The organism is Enterococcus viikkiensis (assembly GCF_005405345.1).
Classification (GTDB): Bacteria; Bacillota; Bacilli; order Lactobacillales; family Enterococcaceae; genus Enterococcus_A; species Enterococcus_A viikkiensis.
This window is the reverse complement of record NZ_BJDW01000015.1, coordinates 37,375-56,648: the sequence shown is the minus strand read 5'-3', so window position 1 is coordinate 56,648 and position 19,274 is coordinate 37,375. Positions and strand designations below refer to the sequence as shown.

16 protein-coding genes, 1 pseudogene and 1 other annotated feature are annotated in these 19,274 nt (G+C 35.2%); of the genes and pseudogenes, 9 read left to right on the top strand and 8 right to left on the bottom strand.

Going from position 1 to position 19,274, the window contains the following annotated elements; translation table 11 throughout:
• Positions 1–57: 57 nt before the first annotated feature.
• Positions 58–540: pseudogene (locus tag FFM67_RS08755) on the top strand (deoxynucleoside kinase); the annotation flags it as partial.
• Positions 541–657: 117 nt separating this feature from the next.
• On the top strand, positions 658–1,563 hold the full coding sequence (locus FFM67_RS08750; protein ID WP_137614192.1) for a magnesium transporter CorA family protein: 906 nt from the start codon (positions 658–660) through the stop codon (positions 1,561–1,563).
• 125 nt (positions 1,564–1,688) lie between these two features.
• Here the strand turns inward: FFM67_RS08750 and FFM67_RS08745 are convergent, their stop codons facing one another.
• On the bottom strand, positions 1,689–2,498 hold the full coding sequence (locus FFM67_RS08745; RefSeq protein ID WP_137614191.1) for a Cof-type HAD-IIB family hydrolase: 810 nt from the start codon (positions 2,496–2,498) through the stop codon (positions 1,689–1,691).
• 74 nt (positions 2,499–2,572) lie between these two features.
• The gene (locus FFM67_RS08740) at positions 2,573–3,610 is read right to left on the bottom strand and encodes an FUSC family protein (protein WP_137614190.1); all 1,038 of its coding nucleotides are present in this window, start codon (positions 3,608–3,610) and stop codon (positions 2,573–2,575) included.
• Between the two features lie 133 nt (positions 3,611–3,743).
• Positions 3,744–3,872 (top strand) — a sequence feature (ribosomal protein L20 leader region).
• Positions 3,873–3,899: 27 nt separating this feature from the next.
• Between FFM67_RS08740 and infC the strand changes: the two genes are divergently transcribed.
• From infC to rplT, 3 genes are all read left to right on the top strand, one after another.
• The gene (gene infC, locus FFM67_RS08735) at positions 3,900–4,424 is read left to right on the top strand and encodes a translation initiation factor IF-3 (RefSeq protein WP_071861642.1); all 525 of its coding nucleotides are present in this window, start codon (positions 3,900–3,902) and stop codon (positions 4,422–4,424) included.
• Between the two features lie 72 nt (positions 4,425–4,496).
• A complete protein-coding gene (gene rpmI / locus FFM67_RS08730) occupies positions 4,497–4,697 on the top strand; it encodes a 50S ribosomal protein L35 (RefSeq protein ID WP_010742869.1) in 201 nt (66 codons plus the stop codon).
• 61 nt (positions 4,698–4,758) lie between these two features.
• Complete coding sequence (gene rplT, locus FFM67_RS08725) at positions 4,759–5,118, top strand: 50S ribosomal protein L20 (protein WP_137614189.1); 360 nt, start codon at positions 4,759–4,761, stop codon at positions 5,116–5,118.
• Positions 5,119–5,226: 108 nt separating this feature from the next.
• Here the strand turns inward: rplT and FFM67_RS08720 are convergent, their stop codons facing one another.
• The 6 genes from FFM67_RS08720 to FFM67_RS08700 all read right to left on the bottom strand — a co-directional run bounded on the left by FFM67_RS08720 (position 5,227) and on the right by FFM67_RS08700 (position 9,940).
• Positions 5,227–5,475, bottom strand: coding sequence for a hypothetical protein (locus FFM67_RS08720; RefSeq protein WP_137614188.1), 249 nt, complete (start codon positions 5,473–5,475; stop codon positions 5,227–5,229).
• A 327-nt stretch (positions 5,476–5,802) separates the two neighbouring features.
• The gene (locus FFM67_RS12275; protein WP_170178018.1) at positions 5,803–5,946 is read right to left on the bottom strand and encodes a hypothetical protein; all 144 of its coding nucleotides are present in this window, start codon (positions 5,944–5,946) and stop codon (positions 5,803–5,805) included.
• Positions 5,946–6,413, bottom strand: a complete 468-nt coding sequence (locus FFM67_RS08715; protein ID WP_137614187.1) for a JAB domain-containing protein — start codon at positions 6,411–6,413, stop codon at positions 5,946–5,948. Before FFM67_RS08715 ends, FFM67_RS12275 begins: the two co-directional genes overlap by 1 nt.
• The gene (locus FFM67_RS08710) at positions 6,403–6,684 is read right to left on the bottom strand and encodes a hypothetical protein (protein ID WP_137614186.1); all 282 of its coding nucleotides are present in this window, start codon (positions 6,682–6,684) and stop codon (positions 6,403–6,405) included. The genes FFM67_RS08715 and FFM67_RS08710 overlap by 11 nt, the downstream gene beginning before the upstream one ends.
• A gap of 1,346 nt (positions 6,685–8,030) precedes the next feature.
• A complete protein-coding gene (locus FFM67_RS08705) occupies positions 8,031–8,357 on the bottom strand; it encodes a hypothetical protein (protein ID WP_137614185.1) in 327 nt (108 codons plus the stop codon).
• A 326-nt stretch (positions 8,358–8,683) separates the two neighbouring features.
• Entirely contained in the window at positions 8,684–9,940 is a 1,257-nt protein-coding gene (locus tag FFM67_RS08700) for a DNA cytosine methyltransferase (RefSeq protein WP_137614184.1), read from the bottom strand.
• A 138-nt stretch (positions 9,941–10,078) separates the two neighbouring features.
• On the opposite strand from FFM67_RS08700, the gene FFM67_RS08695 reads away from it, so the two are divergent.
• From FFM67_RS08695 to FFM67_RS08680, 4 genes are read left to right on the top strand one after another with little or no spacing between them, the layout of a single operon-like run.
• A complete protein-coding gene (locus FFM67_RS08695) occupies positions 10,079–12,505 on the top strand; it encodes a DISARM anti-phage system protein DrmE domain-containing protein (RefSeq protein WP_137614183.1) in 2,427 nt (808 codons plus the stop codon).
• Complete coding sequence (locus tag FFM67_RS08690) at positions 12,505–15,984, top strand: helicase-related protein (RefSeq protein WP_137614182.1); 3,480 nt, start codon at positions 12,505–12,507, stop codon at positions 15,982–15,984. The genes FFM67_RS08695 and FFM67_RS08690 overlap by 1 nt, the downstream gene beginning before the upstream one ends.
• A gap of 11 nt (positions 15,985–15,995) precedes the next feature.
• Positions 15,996–17,906 carry an MrfA Zn-binding domain-containing protein gene (drmB, locus tag FFM67_RS08685; protein WP_170178017.1) on the top strand — a complete coding sequence of 637 codons (1,911 nt, stop codon included), beginning with the start codon at positions 15,996–15,998 and terminating at the stop codon, positions 17,904–17,906.
• The gene (locus tag FFM67_RS08680; protein WP_137614180.1) at positions 17,881–18,783 is read left to right on the top strand and encodes a protein NO VEIN domain-containing protein; all 903 of its coding nucleotides are present in this window, start codon (positions 17,881–17,883) and stop codon (positions 18,781–18,783) included. The genes drmB and FFM67_RS08680 overlap by 26 nt, the downstream gene beginning before the upstream one ends.
• The last annotated feature ends 491 nt before the right edge of the window (positions 18,784–19,274 follow it).

Here is a 19,274-nt window from a genome sequence, read left to right as displayed (position 1 = left end):
TTATCGAACACCTTTGGAAGTATTTTTGAGTTACGTAAGTATTGATGATTTGTCTAACTTAATTTGACAATTAAGAGTATTAAAAAGGCGATGCAAGACGACAACAATGTCTTGGACCGTTCAATCTATGAAGATTCTTTATTATTTCATTTAAACGCTGATCTTGGCCGAGCAACCGAGACAGAGGTTAAGGTCTACGATGAATTATTGGACAATATGATGCAGGAGTTGCCTTATGCGGCTCATAAAAAGCATCCTGATCTATTGGTTCACATTAAGGTTTCTTTTCAAACAATGATGGAACGAATTCAAAAACGTGGACGTGAATACGAACAATTAGAATTTGATCCCACTTTGTATGATTATTACAAGGAGTTAAACAGCCGTTACGATCAATGGTATGAAGACTATCATGAAAGTCCCAAGATCCAAATCGATGGTGATCGCTTGAATTTCGTTGATAATGCTGACGCACGGGATGAAGTGATCCGCATGATCGATGAGAAAATTTTAGAGGTTCAAGGAGTTATAGCAGAATAAGTTTAAGTAGGAACTATGACGGTCAGGTCATGGTTCTTTTTTTAAAGGTTAAAACTAATAAAGAAGTAAAGATTTTGTTATACTGGTTATAACAAGAGTTTATACCGGGAGGTTCTAATGGACAGCAAACAAACATTTAATCAAGAGATGTGTTCATGGATCAATGTCGATGCGACGCAGCCTCACGAGATCAAAAAATTAAGAGCCAGCTATTCGATCAGCGATGAGATGTTGACGTATGCGCTAGATGACAATGAACGGGCGCGGGTAGAATATGATCCGATGGAAAAAGCATTGCTATTAATTTTTAACGTGCCGAACCTCTTAAAAAAAGACAATCATTATGAAACGAGTCCGATGGCCTTCGTTTTGAAGGATCATTTTTTCTTTTCGTTTGTCAATGAACGGACAGCTTATGTGGCAAATATTATTGAGAATCTGTTACAGAACGAACCGAACCAAAGTACGGCGAGTCTGTTATTCCATACACTTTTTTTGATTTCTGATTACTATTTTCCTTTAGTTGAAGAGGTGGATAGTCAACGGATTGTCTTAAATGCGAAATTACGAGAAAAAACCACCAATAAAAATTTATTGGCGTTGTCCGATTTGGAAATTGGCTTGGTGTATTTGGTAACGGCCACGAAACAAAATGCGGTTCTGCTGGAGCAGGTCAAGGTTCAAGCCATCTTTTCCGGTTTCACGGATAAGGAAAAAGAGGAATTGGATGACGCGCTGATTGAAGCCAAACAGGCGGTGGAGATGACCAAATTATCCAGTGAAATATTGGATCAATTATCGGGGACCTACAATAATTTATTAAATAATAATTTGAATGACACCATGAAAATCTTAACAATCTGGTCGCTAATGTTGACGATCCCCACGATCGTCACCGGTTTTTTCGGTATGAATATGCCATTGCCGCTGGCTCATTCGGAGGCCGGGTGGTTAATTTCATTGGTGATCAGTTTGGGTCTTTCCATATGGCTGATTTTGATTCTATGGCGGAGAATACGTTAAAAGGAAGTGAGACGGAATTTCGTCCCACTTCCTTTTTTTGAATAAATTTTGTGTCAGAAATCATTTCTTCGAAAGCAAAGTAAAATGGTTCTAAGATTCTTCTGGCATAACAGTGCAGCAATAAATTAAAGAATGAAAGTTTCAATCACTTCGGCGACGGCGCTATTTTCATGGTCAGCAGTAGTTGTATGCTGAGCAGCTGCTTTGACAGCCGGTACGGCATTGGCAACAGCGACCCCTAATTCAGCCGCTTGAATCATCGCTAGGTCGTTGGTGTTATCTCCGATAGCAATGGTTTCCTCCATTGGAATCTCTAAATAATCTGCTAAAGTTTGCAAAGCCACACCTTTATTGACACCTTTTGGATTGAACTCGATGTAACGATTTGATGAATAACTAATTTCTAAAGCAGTTTTCAAATCGGCAGGCAGGTCGGTTTCAATTTGTTCCAAGTAATGACGGTCCAAGTTTTGGAATAAGGCTTTGTAACAGGTTTGATCTTTTAGAAAATCAATGTCATCGTCTAAGCGTTTCTCATGAGGAATCGTCGTTAAGTAGGCATCTTCATCGGGATTGCTATGATACACATAGGTTTGCTCGAAAGTATAAAGGTGGATCGCTACTTCATATTTTGAACCGAATTCAAACAATTGCGCCAGAACATCATAGGCTAACGGAAAATCCTTGATGATGGTAGGCCCTTGGTTTTCAACGACCACTCCGCCGTTGAAGCCGATCATATAATGCTGCGCTTTGTCATCGGCAGCTAATTCTGACAATGTTTGTTTGATAGAGTAGAATCCACGACCAGTCGCTGGTGCGAAGACCAAACCCTGTGCTTCTGCCTCTTTTATCACTTCTCTTGTTTTGGGCGAAACGTGACGCTGCTTATCTAACAATGTTTCGTCCAAGTCACAAGCAATTAATCGATACATAATTGTGCCTCCTTCATTTTCTTGCTCTCATTATAGCAAAAACCGAGTGCGGACACTCGATTTTCATTTTTTTTCTATTCAATTGAATGGAATTTTCGATTATAAAAAGCTAGGCTAGTTGTCATCAGCCAAGCAGCTAATAAACCTAATAGACTGCCGATCACGATTCCTAAAAAACGAAACTGTAGTAGCGTATAAAGGTATTGCTGTTTGACAAGCATGGAAAGCATCAAGGACATTGGGGTGGTAAAAAATTGTGCGATCGCATAATTGCGTTTAACGAAAAATTCAACCGTCACAAACAAAACGGTAATCACTAGTAAAGTGGCGAAAACGGATAAGGATAAGTTTAATAGTAAAGCTGCGATGGCTAAGCCCACCACTGTACCGAAAATCCGTTGAATATTTCGATGAGCCATTGCTCGCAGATTGTCTCCTTGCAAAATAGAAGCACAAGAGACAACGAGCCAATAAGGATTTTGTAATTGAAGTCCGACGCTTAGATAGACTGCAAAAAATAAAATACCACTGTATAACAGACTATCCATAATGGCGGTAGGATCTTGATTGATCCTTTGGGTCAATGTTTTTGGAACGTCATTCTTTGGGACTGGATCTGTTTCTAAAAAATGTAGAATGAAAGCAAAACCGAGTGCAAATAAAACGCCTATAAAAAAGTAGCCGCTCATGACGGGGATTTTTGCTAGGGGAATCTTCGTACTGACACCCATTGCCGCAACCATCACAATAAAAAAAGGTCCCGGCTTAGCGATGTCGTAAAGCCTAAAAAAGAATCGCCCTAAAAAACCAATAATAGCAACTGCGATTGGAGCGGTCCAAGCCGCGTGTGTGGAAAGCATCCCGAAAAAATTTCCAGCTGTTAAAAAGCCCCCAACGAGCGACAATCGAAGCATTAATTGTTTTAAAGGGAGGCGTTGATAATAGAGAAAGGTGAAAATACCTAATGAACCGAAACTAGAAATGGCTAACTGATGAGTGAAGTAGCCGGTGAATAAAACGCAGATCATACAAAGGCCAGCGCCGATCAAGCGAAAGGGCGACTCCTTTGGTTTGTTGTAATGAATCAATTCTTTAAAAAAAGATTGTTCCATCTTATCACTTCCTTCCTATCTAACTTAACACAAAAATGAAAGAAAACTCAACTGATGTTTTCTGAAAGCAAACAAGAAACGAAATATACTTGTTGACAATTATTGAAATAGCTTGTATACTATACTAGTTGAGAAATGAAAGCAGAAGCACCCGCTTCTCGCCTTACGCGAACATCTCGCTGGGCTAGATAGTTAATGACTGATCGTTTTGATGAGTCATACTAGGTGCGGGTTCATAAAGAACTCGTTTTTTTATTTGCTTTTTTTCTCTCAAAAATTTTGGAGGTGAATGACCATAGCAAAGGATATGATGGTTAACGACGGCATTCGTGCACGTGAAGTACGTTTGATCGGACAAGACGGCGAACAACTAGGTGTTATTTCGAAAGTAGAAGCCTTAAAAATTGCTGAACAAGCAAACCTTGATGTAGTTCTAGTAGCCCCAGGTGCGAAACCACCCGTGGCACGTATTATGGACTATGGAAAATACCGCTTCGAATTACAGAAAAAAGAACGTGAAGCTCGCAAGAAGCAAAAAGTGATCAATATTAAAGAAGTTCGTTTAAGTCCTACAATTGACGTGAATGACTTTAATACTAAACTTCGTAACGCACGTAAATTCCTAGAAAAAGGTGACAAAGTGAAAGCTTCGATCCGCTTCAAGGGCCGTGCCATTACCCATAAAGAAATTGGTCAGAAAGTTTTGAATCGCTTAGCTGAAGAAACTGATGATATCGCAACAGTGGAACAAAAAGCGAAGATGGACGGACGTAGCATGTTCTTAGTGCTTGCACCGAAAGAGAAGAAAGACTAGCAATAATTTTGAGAATGCTTCTTCGACTTAGTTGAAGAGTAGGCGAAATGAAAAGTAGGAGGAATTTTAGTCATGCCAAAACAAAAAACACACCGCGGTTTAGCAAAACGCGTAAAACGCACTGGTAACGGCGGTTTAAAACGTTTCCGCGCGTTCACAAGTCACCGTTTCCACGGGAAAACTAAAAAACAACGTCGTCAACTACGTAAAGCGTCTATGGTATCAAAAGGCGATTACAAACGTATCCGCCAACAATTGGCACGCATGAAATAATTGCGCAACCCGCTTTACAACTTAAAAAATTCAATGATTTATTTATTAGGAGGAATTAAACATGGCACGTGTTAAAGGTGGAACAGTAACTCGTAAACGTCGTAAAAAGACACTAAAACTAGCTAAAGGTTACTACGGTTCTAAACACACTCTATTTAAAACAGCTAAAGAACAAGTAATGAATTCATACAACTACGCATATCGCGATCGTCGTCAAAAGAAACGCGACTTCCGTAAATTGTGGATCGCTCGTATCAACGCAGCGGCTCGCATGAACAACTTGAGCTACTCAAAATTAATGCACGGTCTTAAACTTGCCGGTATCGAAATCAACCGCAAAATGTTGGCTGATTTAGCAGTTAACGATGCAGCTGCTTTCACAGCACTAGCTGACCAAGCAAAAGATTCATTGGCTAAATAAGCTTATAAACGTTGATTTAACAACGTTAAACCCCGCTCATTCGAGCGGGGTTTTTGTTTGACCCAAAGTTTGTTTAAAAATTAATTTTAACATACGTGTCAAGTGGCATCAATCTTGTGTCGTATTGACGATCTTTTCAATTTTGTTGCGAGTGTGTTGAGCATAGACACTCGCAACAATTTCTGGAATCGTTTTATGAGCTGGATCAAGTAGATTAAGTTGTACCATAATTTCTCCAGCTTTTTTGTAGCGATCTTTGATGGTTGTTTGATCGTCTGTTTTTTCAGCGCCCAACATGATGTCGTTTAATTCTTTTTCTAGCTTGACGCGTTGTGTTGCGGTTAAGTTTGATTTCATAGTAATTTTTTGCCTCCACTTTTTCCGATTATACACCAATTATCAAAGTGGGAACTCATAATCTTCAATACTTGGTGGTTTTGCCAGTCGGAATTTGCTCACCATCTCATCCAACCTTCTTTCATATTCACAAATGTATAATCCCGCGAGGAAACGTGTTCGTGTGTAATCATCCACTCTTAATAAATCAAAAACACCGTGACAAAAATAGACGTTGGTGTTGATTTTGCTGTGCACTGATACGATATTTGTTTCAAAATCATACTCAACGACAAATACGTGAGTATCATCATGAGATTTTTGCGACCAACTATGCTTTTATCGTTTTTAGTAGTTTCGGAGCAAAATGACCGCTTCGTCGTCGTATTTGCTTACATATTTTCCAGCCACTAAATACGACAAAAAGAGTGTTTGTCGACGACTCATGATCATTTTAATCTCGCGCGCAGTTAATACGCCAACATTTGCCATCAAATCACGCTCGTTTCTTCTCTGAACGAATAGTATTTATCTGTGTCGGTAACAATAATGTGGTCAAGCAGATCAATACCTAGTAGTGTGCATGCTTTATTCATGCGGGAAGTAAAATCGTTATCATTTTCTGATGGCGTTGGGTTGCTCGATGGGTGGTTATGGGCGACTACGATGCGCGCAGCATTAGATAGCAAAGCTCGCTGCAAAATGTCTCTTGGGTGAGCTATGGACTGATTAAGTGACCCAATTGAGACTGTCTCATAACTATTGATTTGATTTTTTGTGTCTAAACAAATTACCAGTAGATGCTCTTGACTTTCATTTCCGATTAGATCGCTAAGCCACTGTGCGAGAGCAAACGATGACGTGACTTTGGAAGGAATCTTCTTATTTTTGCGTTTACGCTTAATCTGTTTGAGTGTCATTATTTCCTCGCAAATTAGTGTATCATTATTATTTTCCATACCAAAAATCCTCCATTTTGATGTGTGCTATTTGTTCTTTTTCAAATTGCTCCATTTCTTTTCTGGCTAATTCGGCTTTCTGCATTTCTTCAATTCGGTTTTCCCGCTCATATCGATATTGTTCGATTTTATGGCGAATTGATTTGACCACAAAGTACCCAAAGACACAGATAAAAATCATCAGGTAAAATGATAGATCAGCACCGGGGATAGTTCTGAAAAAATATAGTAAATCATTTATTGCCAGCTCCTTTTCTCGTTTGTCATACATTTCCTCGTCGCCACATCTGATGGCGAAATCACTTCAAAAATAACGCGGCGAGAGCCGATGGAGCACCCGAACGGTAGAGAGGGCAAGGCAAACAGCGTTAAGCTGATTGACGCTGTAAGGAGTGGGGGCAGCTCTGCTGGCTGGAGGAAAATGCGGCGGAGCATTTTTTGACATACACACTCCTTATGCTCTTTCCCCGATGCGCTTCGATAAGGCACCTTGAGGCGCCTACCGTCTGAAAAGGTTGGTGTATAAGCATTCTTTTGATTATGGTATAAGTTACCACAAGCGTCGAGGGTGTCTCCTCCCTGTTGAAAACCTTTCGTGGCGTGAGGGAGGAGGCGCTTCCTCCCCCTAAAAGTTTGTATTTTTTGTATGCGCAAGCGCTTGGGGGTGGTTTTTAGTTGGTTTTCGTTAAAGCGTATTGGGGCGTTAACAGTGATAGACGAATTTGCTGCGTTTACGCGTGTGAGAAGACTGTCTGTCAAGACCGTAGAAATAACGTCTCAAAAAGACAGTGGGGCAGAGTGAGCAAGATTTTCTGAATTGAGTTAAAAGATTTATTTCGTGAACGCAGCGGGGACCCGGTGGCTTTTTATGTTGAGGTAAAAAAAGAAGTGGACCGGCTGCACGAAGGTGCAAGCAGTTTGTTGGAAGAAAGATAGCAAGTAGTTAGTAAAGTGTAAGCAGATTGCTGTCAAATTGTTGTGCGCGGGATTTGATGGTGGGTGTTGCTGTCAAAATGGTGCAAAGAGTTAACAAGGTGTAAGCAGATTGTTAACAGATTGCTGACAAAGTGATAATAAATTACTGCTAGAAATTTAGAAAATATTTCGAATATTTCGCTTTATAACGTTTCGCGGAGAATGATGATTTAAAAAAAGTGTGAAAACATTGCTGATATCTAAAAAAAACGGTAGTAAATAACGATACATCAATGATAGAGAATCCCTGTTTTAATTTTATTTTTGAATCTATACATGATATAATAATGATATTAAGAGAAAAGGGGGGTGTTTATGAAAATTAAAATAACTAATAAAGGGGGTGCTTAAGTGGGAACGGGATATCTTTTAATTTCGTTAATTCTGTGTGCTATGTGTATATATTTTCGCATAGTTAGAAAAGTAAAAGCTTTTGTTTTTAGTTTTTTGCAGTAGTTTTCGGAATTTGTGCTTTTATACTGTTTGTTAACTTAGTATTGTAGTTAGCGAAAAAAATACATAGTTTTAATATGTGAAGTAAGTAGCAAAATTGAATTGCTACTTTTTTTGCGTGTAAAAAAAGAGGACAGCTAGATAGCCATCCTCGTGTGCGCCCGGTATGTGATACCGAGCGTTTTTAGTTTATACTAATTGCGATGCTGTGCATTCTCTCGCAACGGCTTTTAAGATGCAAACTGACTCCGATGCTGATAACCCATTGATCCGTTTGATGACACGTTTTTGGTTGATTGCGCGACTTAGTAACATCCTGACAGCTGGAAATCTGTAATCCCAAAGTTTTAGTGGTACATCATTTAAGTTCGGGTCTTTTGATTTACACGCAGTTTCTGGTACTAATACTTCAAGATCATCAAAAGCAATCGCATCGGCTAAATCCAAATAAAATTCTTCATGTGATAAAGCACCCTTTAAGTAGTCCCGTCTTTTTTGATCGTAGTTAAATACCATTTATATCACACTCCCCGATTTTTTATCAAAAGCTTTATCGGGGCGTAAGCCCATCTTTTTATGGCTAAAAAAGTGGCTTAAATTTAGCTTAACTCGACCTTCATTTCTCTGCAAAACAGTGCAAACTTTCGATATTAAGTTTTAAGGAAACAGCGTCAAAATCGTTGTTGTTTCAACGCTTTGCAAACTTAAACACAAAAAAGCCAAGCTCTCGATAAGCTTGGCTTTAAAAGTAAGTAAAATGTTCGATTCGATTATACTCTGCGAGTTAACATCTTTTATAAGAATCAATCGAATTGTTTACAGAATGAATAGTCTTTGAATATTCACCCTGTAATTGCATACAAATTTTCTAAAATATTTTGGCTAATAATTTTTGAAAAATGTGGTGGTACTGCATTTCCTATTTGTTTAAAAGCAGAAGTTCGAGAGCTTTCAAAATAAAAATCATCGGGAAATGTCTGAATTCTTGCAGCTTCTCGGACTGTGATTGAACGATTTTGAGATACATCAGGATGAATATAGTAATGACCATCTTTTGCTATATGAGCAACAACTGTATGACTATATCCGTTATCATTTATTGCTTTAAATCTATCCAAGAAAATATTTGATTTCTTATGTGTGATTAATTCAATTGGAAGATCGGAATACTTAACATTTCGATTCTTCTTTTTTTCTTTTGCTACGATCCTATAAATTTTTAAATCGTTTTCGTTATTAGGACGACAGATATTTTGGGTCAAAGGAATCTTGCTATTTCTTAGATTTATTGAAACATATTCTGAAGGAGGAACTTTCGAATATGCATTTTTAGTTTCTCCGGATTTTAATATAGGCAGATCTTGAAATAACTCTTTAATTATTGGTGGTTTTTCCTGAAATTGATCAAGGCTTCTGAAAAAATCAAAATCTATCATTGAAGTTTTGTATCCAAAAATGATTAATCTTTCTCTAACTTGTGGAACGCCGAAATCAGCACAGTTAATTAATTTTATTTGAATATGGTAATGACCTGTAGAAATTACATTGATAAAATCGTACTTTATTTTTTCCAGAAGGCTATTTCCGTCTAAGTCCTTAAACGATAATAGTCCTTTTACGTTTTCAAACACGAAAAAATCAGGGTTATATTTTTCCAAGAACCTCAGATAATACTTATATAAGTAGATTCGCTCGTCAGATTCTTTGATTTTTTTATTTCTTGCCCTACCAATCGTTGAATAGGCTTGGCATGGTGGTCCCCCAATGATACCGTGAACCATATTTGAATTTGGCTGAGAATCAATTTGCCTGAAAATTTCTGGTAAATTATCTTCTGATATTGCTAGATTAATTACTTTTTCGACAATTTTTTCAGGGATTTCAGACAAAAATTCATCATACGAAATTTTCTTATTGATGTAATCGTTGTATCTATTTAAATTTCCATTTTCTTTTAGATAATAGTAAGCATCTCTAACTTTTAATGTTTTACTTGCAGCCTCATCCATTTCAACATGAGCAAGTAAATTAAAATCATCTTTTCTAAATCCTTCGGTTAATCCTCCCGCGCCAGAAAACAGGTCTATGATGTTTAGCATGATTTCACCTCAGCGCAATTATACCAGGTTTAAAAGTAACCTACTAGTGGGAAAGCAAAAATTAACAAAAATAGTTGTAAATAGCCACATGAACTGAGGTATAATTTTTGTGATAGATTCATTAAGGGAGAAAACTACATGGATGCTGTAATGAAACTTTTACTATTAACTAGCCCATTTGGCTACATTTCTAAAAATAAAAAAAATGTTTTGAATGATTTTCTTAAATATGAAAAGTTTGAAGGCTCATATGCATATCAGTATTTAAACTCTAGCTACTATAAAGAACTTGTTTTGCTAATTTGTTTGGTAACTAGTTTTAAGAATCTCTCAAACGGTCAAAAGATTAATATAGACGATTTGGGTGATGAGACTAAACTTCTATTTGAAAAGACCTATTATAGTTTCAAGGGACAGGACAATAGAAGTGACGGCTATATATTGGAGCCGATATATAAAAAGAAAGATTCTTATACGCGGATTTTAAAAAAAGATGTAATTGAAAGTAAAGCTAGCATTGTAACCAATACAAAAAGTAGAAAAGTAAAAAGTACCAAAGAGGATTTTGGAAAGCAAATGGGGCTTTCTTCTATAAGTTGGACAAATGATGAAAACGTGATAGTAATTCTTGAAAAGAAGCTATTAGATGAAATAGTAAATGTAAAATTTAATATTAATAATAGATATTCATATTTGGGTGAATTTTGTACTGCGGAGTATTTAAAAGAATCATTGATTTTTGAACGAATACCACATTCTAATAGTACAGAAAAACCTATGGTAATTTTTTCATCAAGTATAGGAGCTGTCATAGAGTATTTAGATGAAAGCGATGGAGATATATCAGAAAAACGAGTATATGTTATTGGAGACAAATGGTTTTCAAATGGACAATTTTCAAATTTATTTACACTTGAGGATGCGTGTGATGATTTCGGAATTCCAATGACAGTATTTTCTAGTATACCATCAGTCATGGATGAATCAAAACTTAAATTTTTGAAGAAAATGGATAGAGAATTTTGCTGGCTTGAATCGAAAGAATTTAGCAAAATGGAAATTTCATTTGATTTTGTGTCTAGTAATGAAGAGTTTGATAATGCGATAGCAAAACTCAATGAGTATATAGGAGATATTCGTGAGATACCCAGATTAAAATATCTGGATAAACTATTAAAACGATTCTTGAAGATGAATTACAGTCAAATAATTGGGTGTTCCCGTACCCTTGAGCAACAAATGATAATTGTATCAGAATATATGGAAAAGTTAAATTTGGAAGAGACCGAAAAAATTTCTGGTATTTTATATGATATCTATTGTAATAGATTTGGTTTTCAAAACAAGAAAATTATCGACTCTATAAGAAGTAAAGATAAGTGTGCACTTGTAGTCATGGATGAAATGGTTGAAGAAACAAAAAAAATTTACATGAATGATGATACGATAACAGTTCTGCCATATAGTGAAAAGATATATGAAGACCTATATGGAACATTTGATAGTGTCATCTTGCTTTCCCCATATGCAAGGGATAGGAAAAAATGGTTATCGAGCTATCTAACAAATAAACTTTTTGTTGTTTTTCCGGATTTGCAAGAGAAGTACCTCATGCACTCCTTAAAAAGAGATAAAAGAATAATTCAACATTTATATACTTTGGATAATAGCTATTCTGATCGAGATTCTGCATATTTAAAAGCAATTAATAAATATTTTGAAAAAACAATGAGAGAAAAACAAGTAAATAATAACTGCGATGACAAGGTACTATATGATGAACTGGATAAAGAAGAAGATCCACAAAAAGAATATTTAAGCTTGATAAATAATTTAATCATCACTACTTCTGGAATTGAGACTGAAAGTGAAAAACAACTTGTCAATGTTGTTCGTGGGATAGATTTAGAGTCAGGAAAAAATATTTTTGGAACCGAGTTTGGAAAAGTTTTTATTTTACAAGAAAATTTTTGTAGAAAAACGGATGTGAATAATATTCAAATTGGGCAAAACATTGTTGAATTTGAGGTTCCTTATTCCGATACCCTTTATAGAGAACAATTGAAAAAGTATAACTTCATAAATGGAATTTTTATTGATAGTACACTTGATGAAAATTTAAGGCTTGATTATTTTTGGAAAATGATTTTACTTGAATACATTAAAGAAAGAGAAATGACTCCAACTCAATTCAAAGAAAGAATGGATGAACTAGGTGCGATAGATAAGTCAATAACTTTTTATGGATCATGGTCCTCAATTGATAAAATGCCAATCCTACCTAGAGATTCTAGTTTTATTTATTATATTGGATTACTTACTAAAAACTCTGAATTAACAAATGAACCTGATAAGTATTATAGTGCAAGCACAATAGTAAAGAAAAATTTGAATTATGAAAGAGATAGACTTATGGACTCAATTGACGGTAGGAAACTGAATGAAATAATAAAAGATAGCTCAATAAAATCTTATTCGGTGGATAAAGTAATTTTAGTTGAAGATATAGATATAGAAGACGTACCGAGATACCTGACTAATAAGTTTTTGGGAGGAAAAAGTTAATGGTAAAAATTACGGATAAGAAACAACAAAATAGTATAAGAGAAAATTATTCTAATGCTATTTCGCAATTATTATTAGGACCGGGGTCAGAAAGAATTAATCAGGATATTGAGCACGAGATAATTTCTGAAAAACCTCAAACGAGATACGTTACAGGTATTTTATATCCTTTTAAGGAGTTAAAAGAAGCTTCGACAGAAGATATTGAAACAACTCTTGAAGCTCAAGAGTTTTTGAATAAAGAAGAAGAATCAGCCGAGATTGATAATAGCTTTCTTCCATCTTCCTTAGGTATCACATTCTATTGTAAAAGTAGCAAAAAAGATATAGGTATCGAAATTCACAGCTCTTATTACAAAAAAATAAAGAATCCATTTATTCAAACGAAAAAAGAGGTGCTTGAAGAGCTACAAGAAAAAATTGCTTTATCAGAAGTTATGAATATTGAAAAGCTTTTCAAATTTGATCTGGAAAATTCAAAAATTAAATATGAAGATAGCTTCGAAGATAGAGATGGAACCATATCTGATTTTCTAAATGAACTAAAACCAGACGATAAAGCTAAAGATTCGGAGATGCTATTTTTACTAAAAAAGATTAAAAACATAAATTATAAAAACAAGAGCTGTTTTGAACGTGTTCCAGTTTTCTTTGAAGTGAAATTGGACTTTTCAAAGGAAGGTATTTCTTCTCAAAAATTATTAGTTGAAGAAGAAAAAACGTTTCAAGTATTTTCGAAAGTACAAAAAATCAACGTGGCAAAAGAGGAAACGGTGACGGCAATAACTATAGTTTTAAAAAATATTTCAGAGAATCATCTTTTTCAAACAGAAATCTCTATAAAAGCTCAAAAAAGTGTTGAGTTTAAAGCTTCTGAAGATGTAAAACTTCCAGATTTATCTAAGTTAAATTCAGAAGACGCTATGAACTTTTTTTTATATAGAGATAAAAGGACATATGCCTTTGGAAGAGGTGTATCCGCAGTTTGGAAAGAAGAGCATGGAAAAGTATCCGAAATAAAAACATCATATATTCCGAGCTATGAATTACGCCCAATGTCTTTTGATATTGATGGTATTTCGCCAGATGTTTTGAGTGCGGAAAGTTATATAGGGAGTGACTATAAGGCACAATTAGAAAAACTAAATCAGTTTGTTGAGCAATATGATAAATGGATTGATTCAATTACGAAAGAGTCTAAAACATTAATTCCTGAATATGTAGAGCTTTCAAAGGAAAACATTGAAAAGTGTAGAAATTGTAGTCATCGCATGAAGAAAACAATAGACTTCCTTTCTAAAGATAAAGATGCTTTTGCGGCTTTCAATAAAGCTAATGAGGCAATGCTTTTACAAAGATTAAAGAACTCAATTGAAAAAGAAGAGGCATATAATTCAAAAAACTATCAAATTGCAAACTTTAAATGGAGACCATTTCAATTGGCGTTCGTATTAAACTCATTAGAGTCTATATTGAATGAAGAAAGCTCTGATCGTGAGCTACTGGATTTAATTTGGGTTAGTACAGGTGGTGGTAAAACGGAAGCATACCTTTTTGCAATCGCAGCCGTTGTAATTTATAGAAGATTGAAATATCAAAATTACTCAGGCGTGACGGTAATCATGAGATATACTTTACGACTTTTAACTGCTCAACAATTTGATAGGGCTTCTCAATTAATTTGTGCGTTAGAGTTTATTAGAAGAAAAGAAGGTAATCTAGGGGAATCAGAAATTAGCATTGGACTTTGGATAGGAGAGGGAACTCAAAATAAATTAAAAGATGCTAAGGCAGATTTTAAAGATATGGTTGAACAAAAAAATATTGAATATGCGAAGAAAAAAAATACATTTCAGGTTTTGGAATGTCCTTGGTGTCATGAACAACATAGTATTATTCCTGATGATAAAAACTTTCAAAGCAAAAGAAGATGGGGATACTATGAAATTGAAAAGAAAAATGATTTCAATATGAAATGTTTGAACAAGAAATGTGAGTTTTCTAAGGGATTACCGATTTATGTAGTAGATGAATTAATCTACAAGAAGAGACCTACATTACTTTTTGGTACTGTTGATAAGTTCGCCCAAGTCCCTTTAAAGGAAGAAACAGCAAGCTTATTTGGTTCGGACGATCCAGAAAAATATCGACGCCCTGAATTAATTATTCAAGACGAGTTGCATTTGATTTCTGGACCGCTCGGAAGCATCGTTGGGCTGTATGAAGCTGGATTTGATTATATTTTAAAAAACGCAAATGGAAGTATTGCTCCAAAATATATAGCTTCAACTGCAACAATCAGAAACGCTGATGATCAGGTAAAAGGGATTTTTGACAGGAAAGTTTCCCAATTTCCACCTAGCGGAATAAATATAACAGATAACTTCTTTGTAAAAGAAGATACACATGCGTATGGAAGAAAATACCTTGGAATTATGCCGACAGGGAAATCACAAGTAACAGCAGAAATACGGCTACTGTCTTCAATGTTACAAACAATAAGAGAATTAGGCCTAAGTATTGATGAAGAAGAATTATATTGGACAGTTGCTGGGTACTTTAACAGTATTCGAGAACTTGGAAAAGCTTCAGGATTGATTAAGGATGATGTAAAAGAACATATCAATCAATTATACAGGCGAAATAATACTAATAAACGTTTCATGAATGACGATACAAGCGTGGAGTTGACTTCGCGTATACCTGGTATAGAAATCCCTACAATTCTAAAGAAATTAGACATTCCACACAATAGAATTACAGAGGAATGTAAAGGAGCGGAAAGATACCAAAAAACTGTGGATACGTTAATTGCAACAAATATGTTATCTGTGGGTGTTGATATTGATCGTTTAAATGCCATGTTTGTAGTGGGTCAGCCGAAACTGACTTCAGAATATATTCAAGCGACCAGTCGAGTAGGAAGACAATCTTTAGGCTTAGTATGCACGTTGTATAATTCTTCTCGAAGTCGAGATAGATCTCATTATGAAACATTTCAATCGTATCATGAAAGTTTATATAAATTTGTCGAATCAAGTAGTGTAACTCCCTTTTCAGTACCTGCTCTGGAAAAAGCCGCTGCTGGAGTCATTGTTGCAATGCTTAGGAATACGATTGATTCATTAGCTGGCGATAATTCTGCAAAAAACATTTTAGAATTTGAAGATGCACTTGAAAAAGTGAATGATTATCTTATGGAACGTGTTAAAGCTAGCGAAGACAGACACAAGTTATATAGAGAAGATGCAAGCAGAATAATTAATAATTTTGGTGATAACTGGTGCGATATTGCTGAAGAAGTAGAAGATACTGCGGAACTATTCAAATATTACTTATATAAAAGTAAAGCAGAAGAATTCCAAGGAAAATTGTTGCTTAGATCATTTGAAGATAAAAGTACACATTGGGAAGCTACTAAAGTAATGGGTACAATGAGGAATGTAGAAGATACAGCCTATCTGAGAATAATAGATTAGGAGATGTTATGGTGTATAAACAGAAAGACAAACCGGAATTTAACGTTAGAAGATCGCAACTTTTAACGCCATTTGGTATAGGGGCTTTAATGGATATAAATAATCAATCTGTCATGATTGCAGATTCGGAGTATTGGAATACTAGCAGATGTGAGAAAGTCCATGATATTAGATTAGAAAAAGCTATGGATGCTGAAGGTTTCATTGAGCCGCCATTTAAGGAGGAAGATGATATTGTAGGAAAAAGATTCCCACAGTGGTATTTTTCTCCAGAAGATAGGAGTTTGAGGAAAATTGATTCATGGCGTCAGTTGGTAGAGGCAAAGGGGATACCAAGTTTAGTCAAAGCTTTTAATCAGAAACCAATTGATGTTCGTAAAAGGAAAACCGAGCTTGTTCCTGTCCGGATTATATGCGCATGTTGCAATGGGCATGCACAAGATTTTCCTTGGTTAGAATGGGTTCATGAGGGGATGTCCTATGATAGTTATAAAGATCATGAAATTACATTGGGAAGTACAGCACAATCAGGTTCTATTTCAGATTTAATAGTATCTTGTAAAAGATGCAATAAGAGCCGAAATTTAGCCGGAGTTTTTGATGAAAAGAGATTTCCACATCAACTAGAGAAATTAGGAATTGGTTGTAAGGGTGAATACATTTGGAAAAAAGAAGAGAATAGAATTAAATGTGATGAAGAGGTTCACGTACTTCTTAGAAATGCAAACAATTTCTTTTTCCCTAATATCTCAAGTTCAGTGAATATACCGTTCAAAGAAAATAAATTAATTGAATTAATCCAGAGTGACGAGTATTATAACGCTTTGGAATCAGAGCTAAGAGGAGTCACACGAGAAAAAGGAATTGAAAAACTTGAGAAAGATGAATTAGTAAATAAAATGATTACACGATTAGCGGAAAAAATTGAATATAGTTTTGATGAAGTTAAAAAAATAATTTCCGTTAAGTTTTTTAATGAGATAAGTGATGATTATCCAGATACTGTAATGGATTATAGGAGAGCTGAGTTTGAAGTTCTTTCTGGAAAAGAAAAATATGATGAGGATTCAGAGAGATTCAAAATGAAACTTTTCAATTCAGAGGAAATTTCTGGTCACATTTACAGTGAATTATTGAACGGGATAACTTTGGTACATCAACTCGAGGTAGTTAGTGCTCTTCGAAGCTACAGCAGGATACAGACTACTGATTCTGAATTAATGAAAGAACAGGTTTTAGAAGGTGAGGAGTCTTCTGGAGAGGCGCAGGAAGTATCACTTCGTAGAAAAGACAATTATTATGTTGGCATGCGCTCATTAGGAGAAGGTATATTCTTTTCCTTGAATAGTGAAGAAATAAGAAAATGGAGAGATAAAATTAAAGACTCAGTAATTTCGAATAAAATTTATAAGAAAATGAGTAATGTAAGATTCCCAGATGAAGAAGGTTACATTCGTCCGGATTATTACCTTATTCATACACTATCTCACCTTTTTATTAAAGAATTAAGTATGTGTAGTGGTTATTCTTCATCCTCTTTAAAGGAAAGAATATATTATTCAGATGAACTTGGAAAAGAAATGTATGGGATATTGATTTATACATCAAGTTCAGATTCGGAAGGAACATTGGGAGGGCTTGTTAAACAAGGCGTTCCAGAGAAATTTTTTGACCTATTAAATGCTGCATTAGAAAAAGCTAAATGGTGTAGCTTTGATCCGGTGTGTATTGAAAGTGAATCTCAAGGGAGAGATTCGTTAAACGGTGCAGCCTGTCATGCGTGTTCACTTATTTCGGAAACTAGTTGTGAGAAAATGAATGTTTTCCTAGATAGAAGTGTACTAATTGGAAGTTTAGAAGAGCCAGAGTTGGGATTCTTTAGTGGGAGAAATATTAATGACGTTTCCAGATTTAACATTTAAGGATAGTTACAAAGAAAATAGAATAGTAAAAGAGGCTAACAAATTCACATTAGTTCAGCGCGCTCATGTTGTCTCAGGATATTTACTTGACGGAAAATCTCATAGAACATTGGAAACTGAAGTGTTGAACATAACCAAAAAAGGTTTCCATGCAATGAATATTTTGCATTATTATGGATTGACTGCTCCTCATAAAGGTTTTTATATAAACACTTCAATAAATACTGCGATTAGTGAATTAAGAATGTTCGGAGATATGAAACATTCTGTAGTTGCTGATTTATTAGAACGAGCAAATGATTCATTGATAGAAAGAGAAGTGCAAGAAGTATTAAATATTGAGGTAAATGATAAAATATCTAAGTGGTTGTTTGAACTAGGAAAGGAACATTCTAATGTTATTGATTATGATGAAATTGTTGAAGTAAAGCCAGGATTGAGAAATAAATCTCCTATCTCAGAATCAATAGCGGAAACTTCAACTAAAATAATTTCAGATGATTATCTTGAAATAAGTCGTTTAGATCAAAAGCATTATGGTGATATTGGTGAAGAACTTATCTTGAAGTACTATACTAAAAAGATTATTGATAAGCTCGGAGATACAGAGGAAGCTCAGCAATTCATTGATGAAATGGAATATACCGGAAAGACACATGGACGGGGATACGATATTATAGCTTGGGATGTTGACTCATTAAATACTGATAGTCCGTCAAAGGTTTATATCGAGGTGAAAAGTTCATTGTCTGAGAAACCAGATACTCCCTTTTATATCTCGCGAAACGAACTGATGACCGGGATGGAACTTGGTAAACAATTTAGAATCGGAAGAGTTTTTAATTTAGGGAAAAAAAGCCGAAATATTTTGAAATAATTCCGTTTAAAAGAAGTCTTATAGGAAGAGACTTCAATGAAGAATTGAATAGAGTATTCATTGCACAGCCCATAAATTATAGAATTAGTGGTTTTAAAGGATGAGTTAAAAATAGTTCCTTCTATACAAAAGAAATTATTTTTCGTAAATGTATATTGAGATTCATTTTTGAGATAAACATTTTTCAGCGCCCCATGTTTCTTATTTTGACCGAAAATTGACCCAAATCCGTTTGAAATTTTATGAAATCAAGTGAATTCAGATGCGATCTTAATGTTTATAAATTCTCTTTTTTTCACTCCTATGAGACTCCATGAAACCTGCTTAGTCGCTGACCAAGCAAAAGATTCATTGGCTAAATAAGCTTATAAACGTTGATTTAACAACGTGAACCCCACTCATTCGAGTGGTTTTTTTTGTCCAGATAAATTTGAGTGTTCAGTCGAGGAAGGAAAGTCATTTGTTCACAAATTCAGTAAACTAGCTTGAAA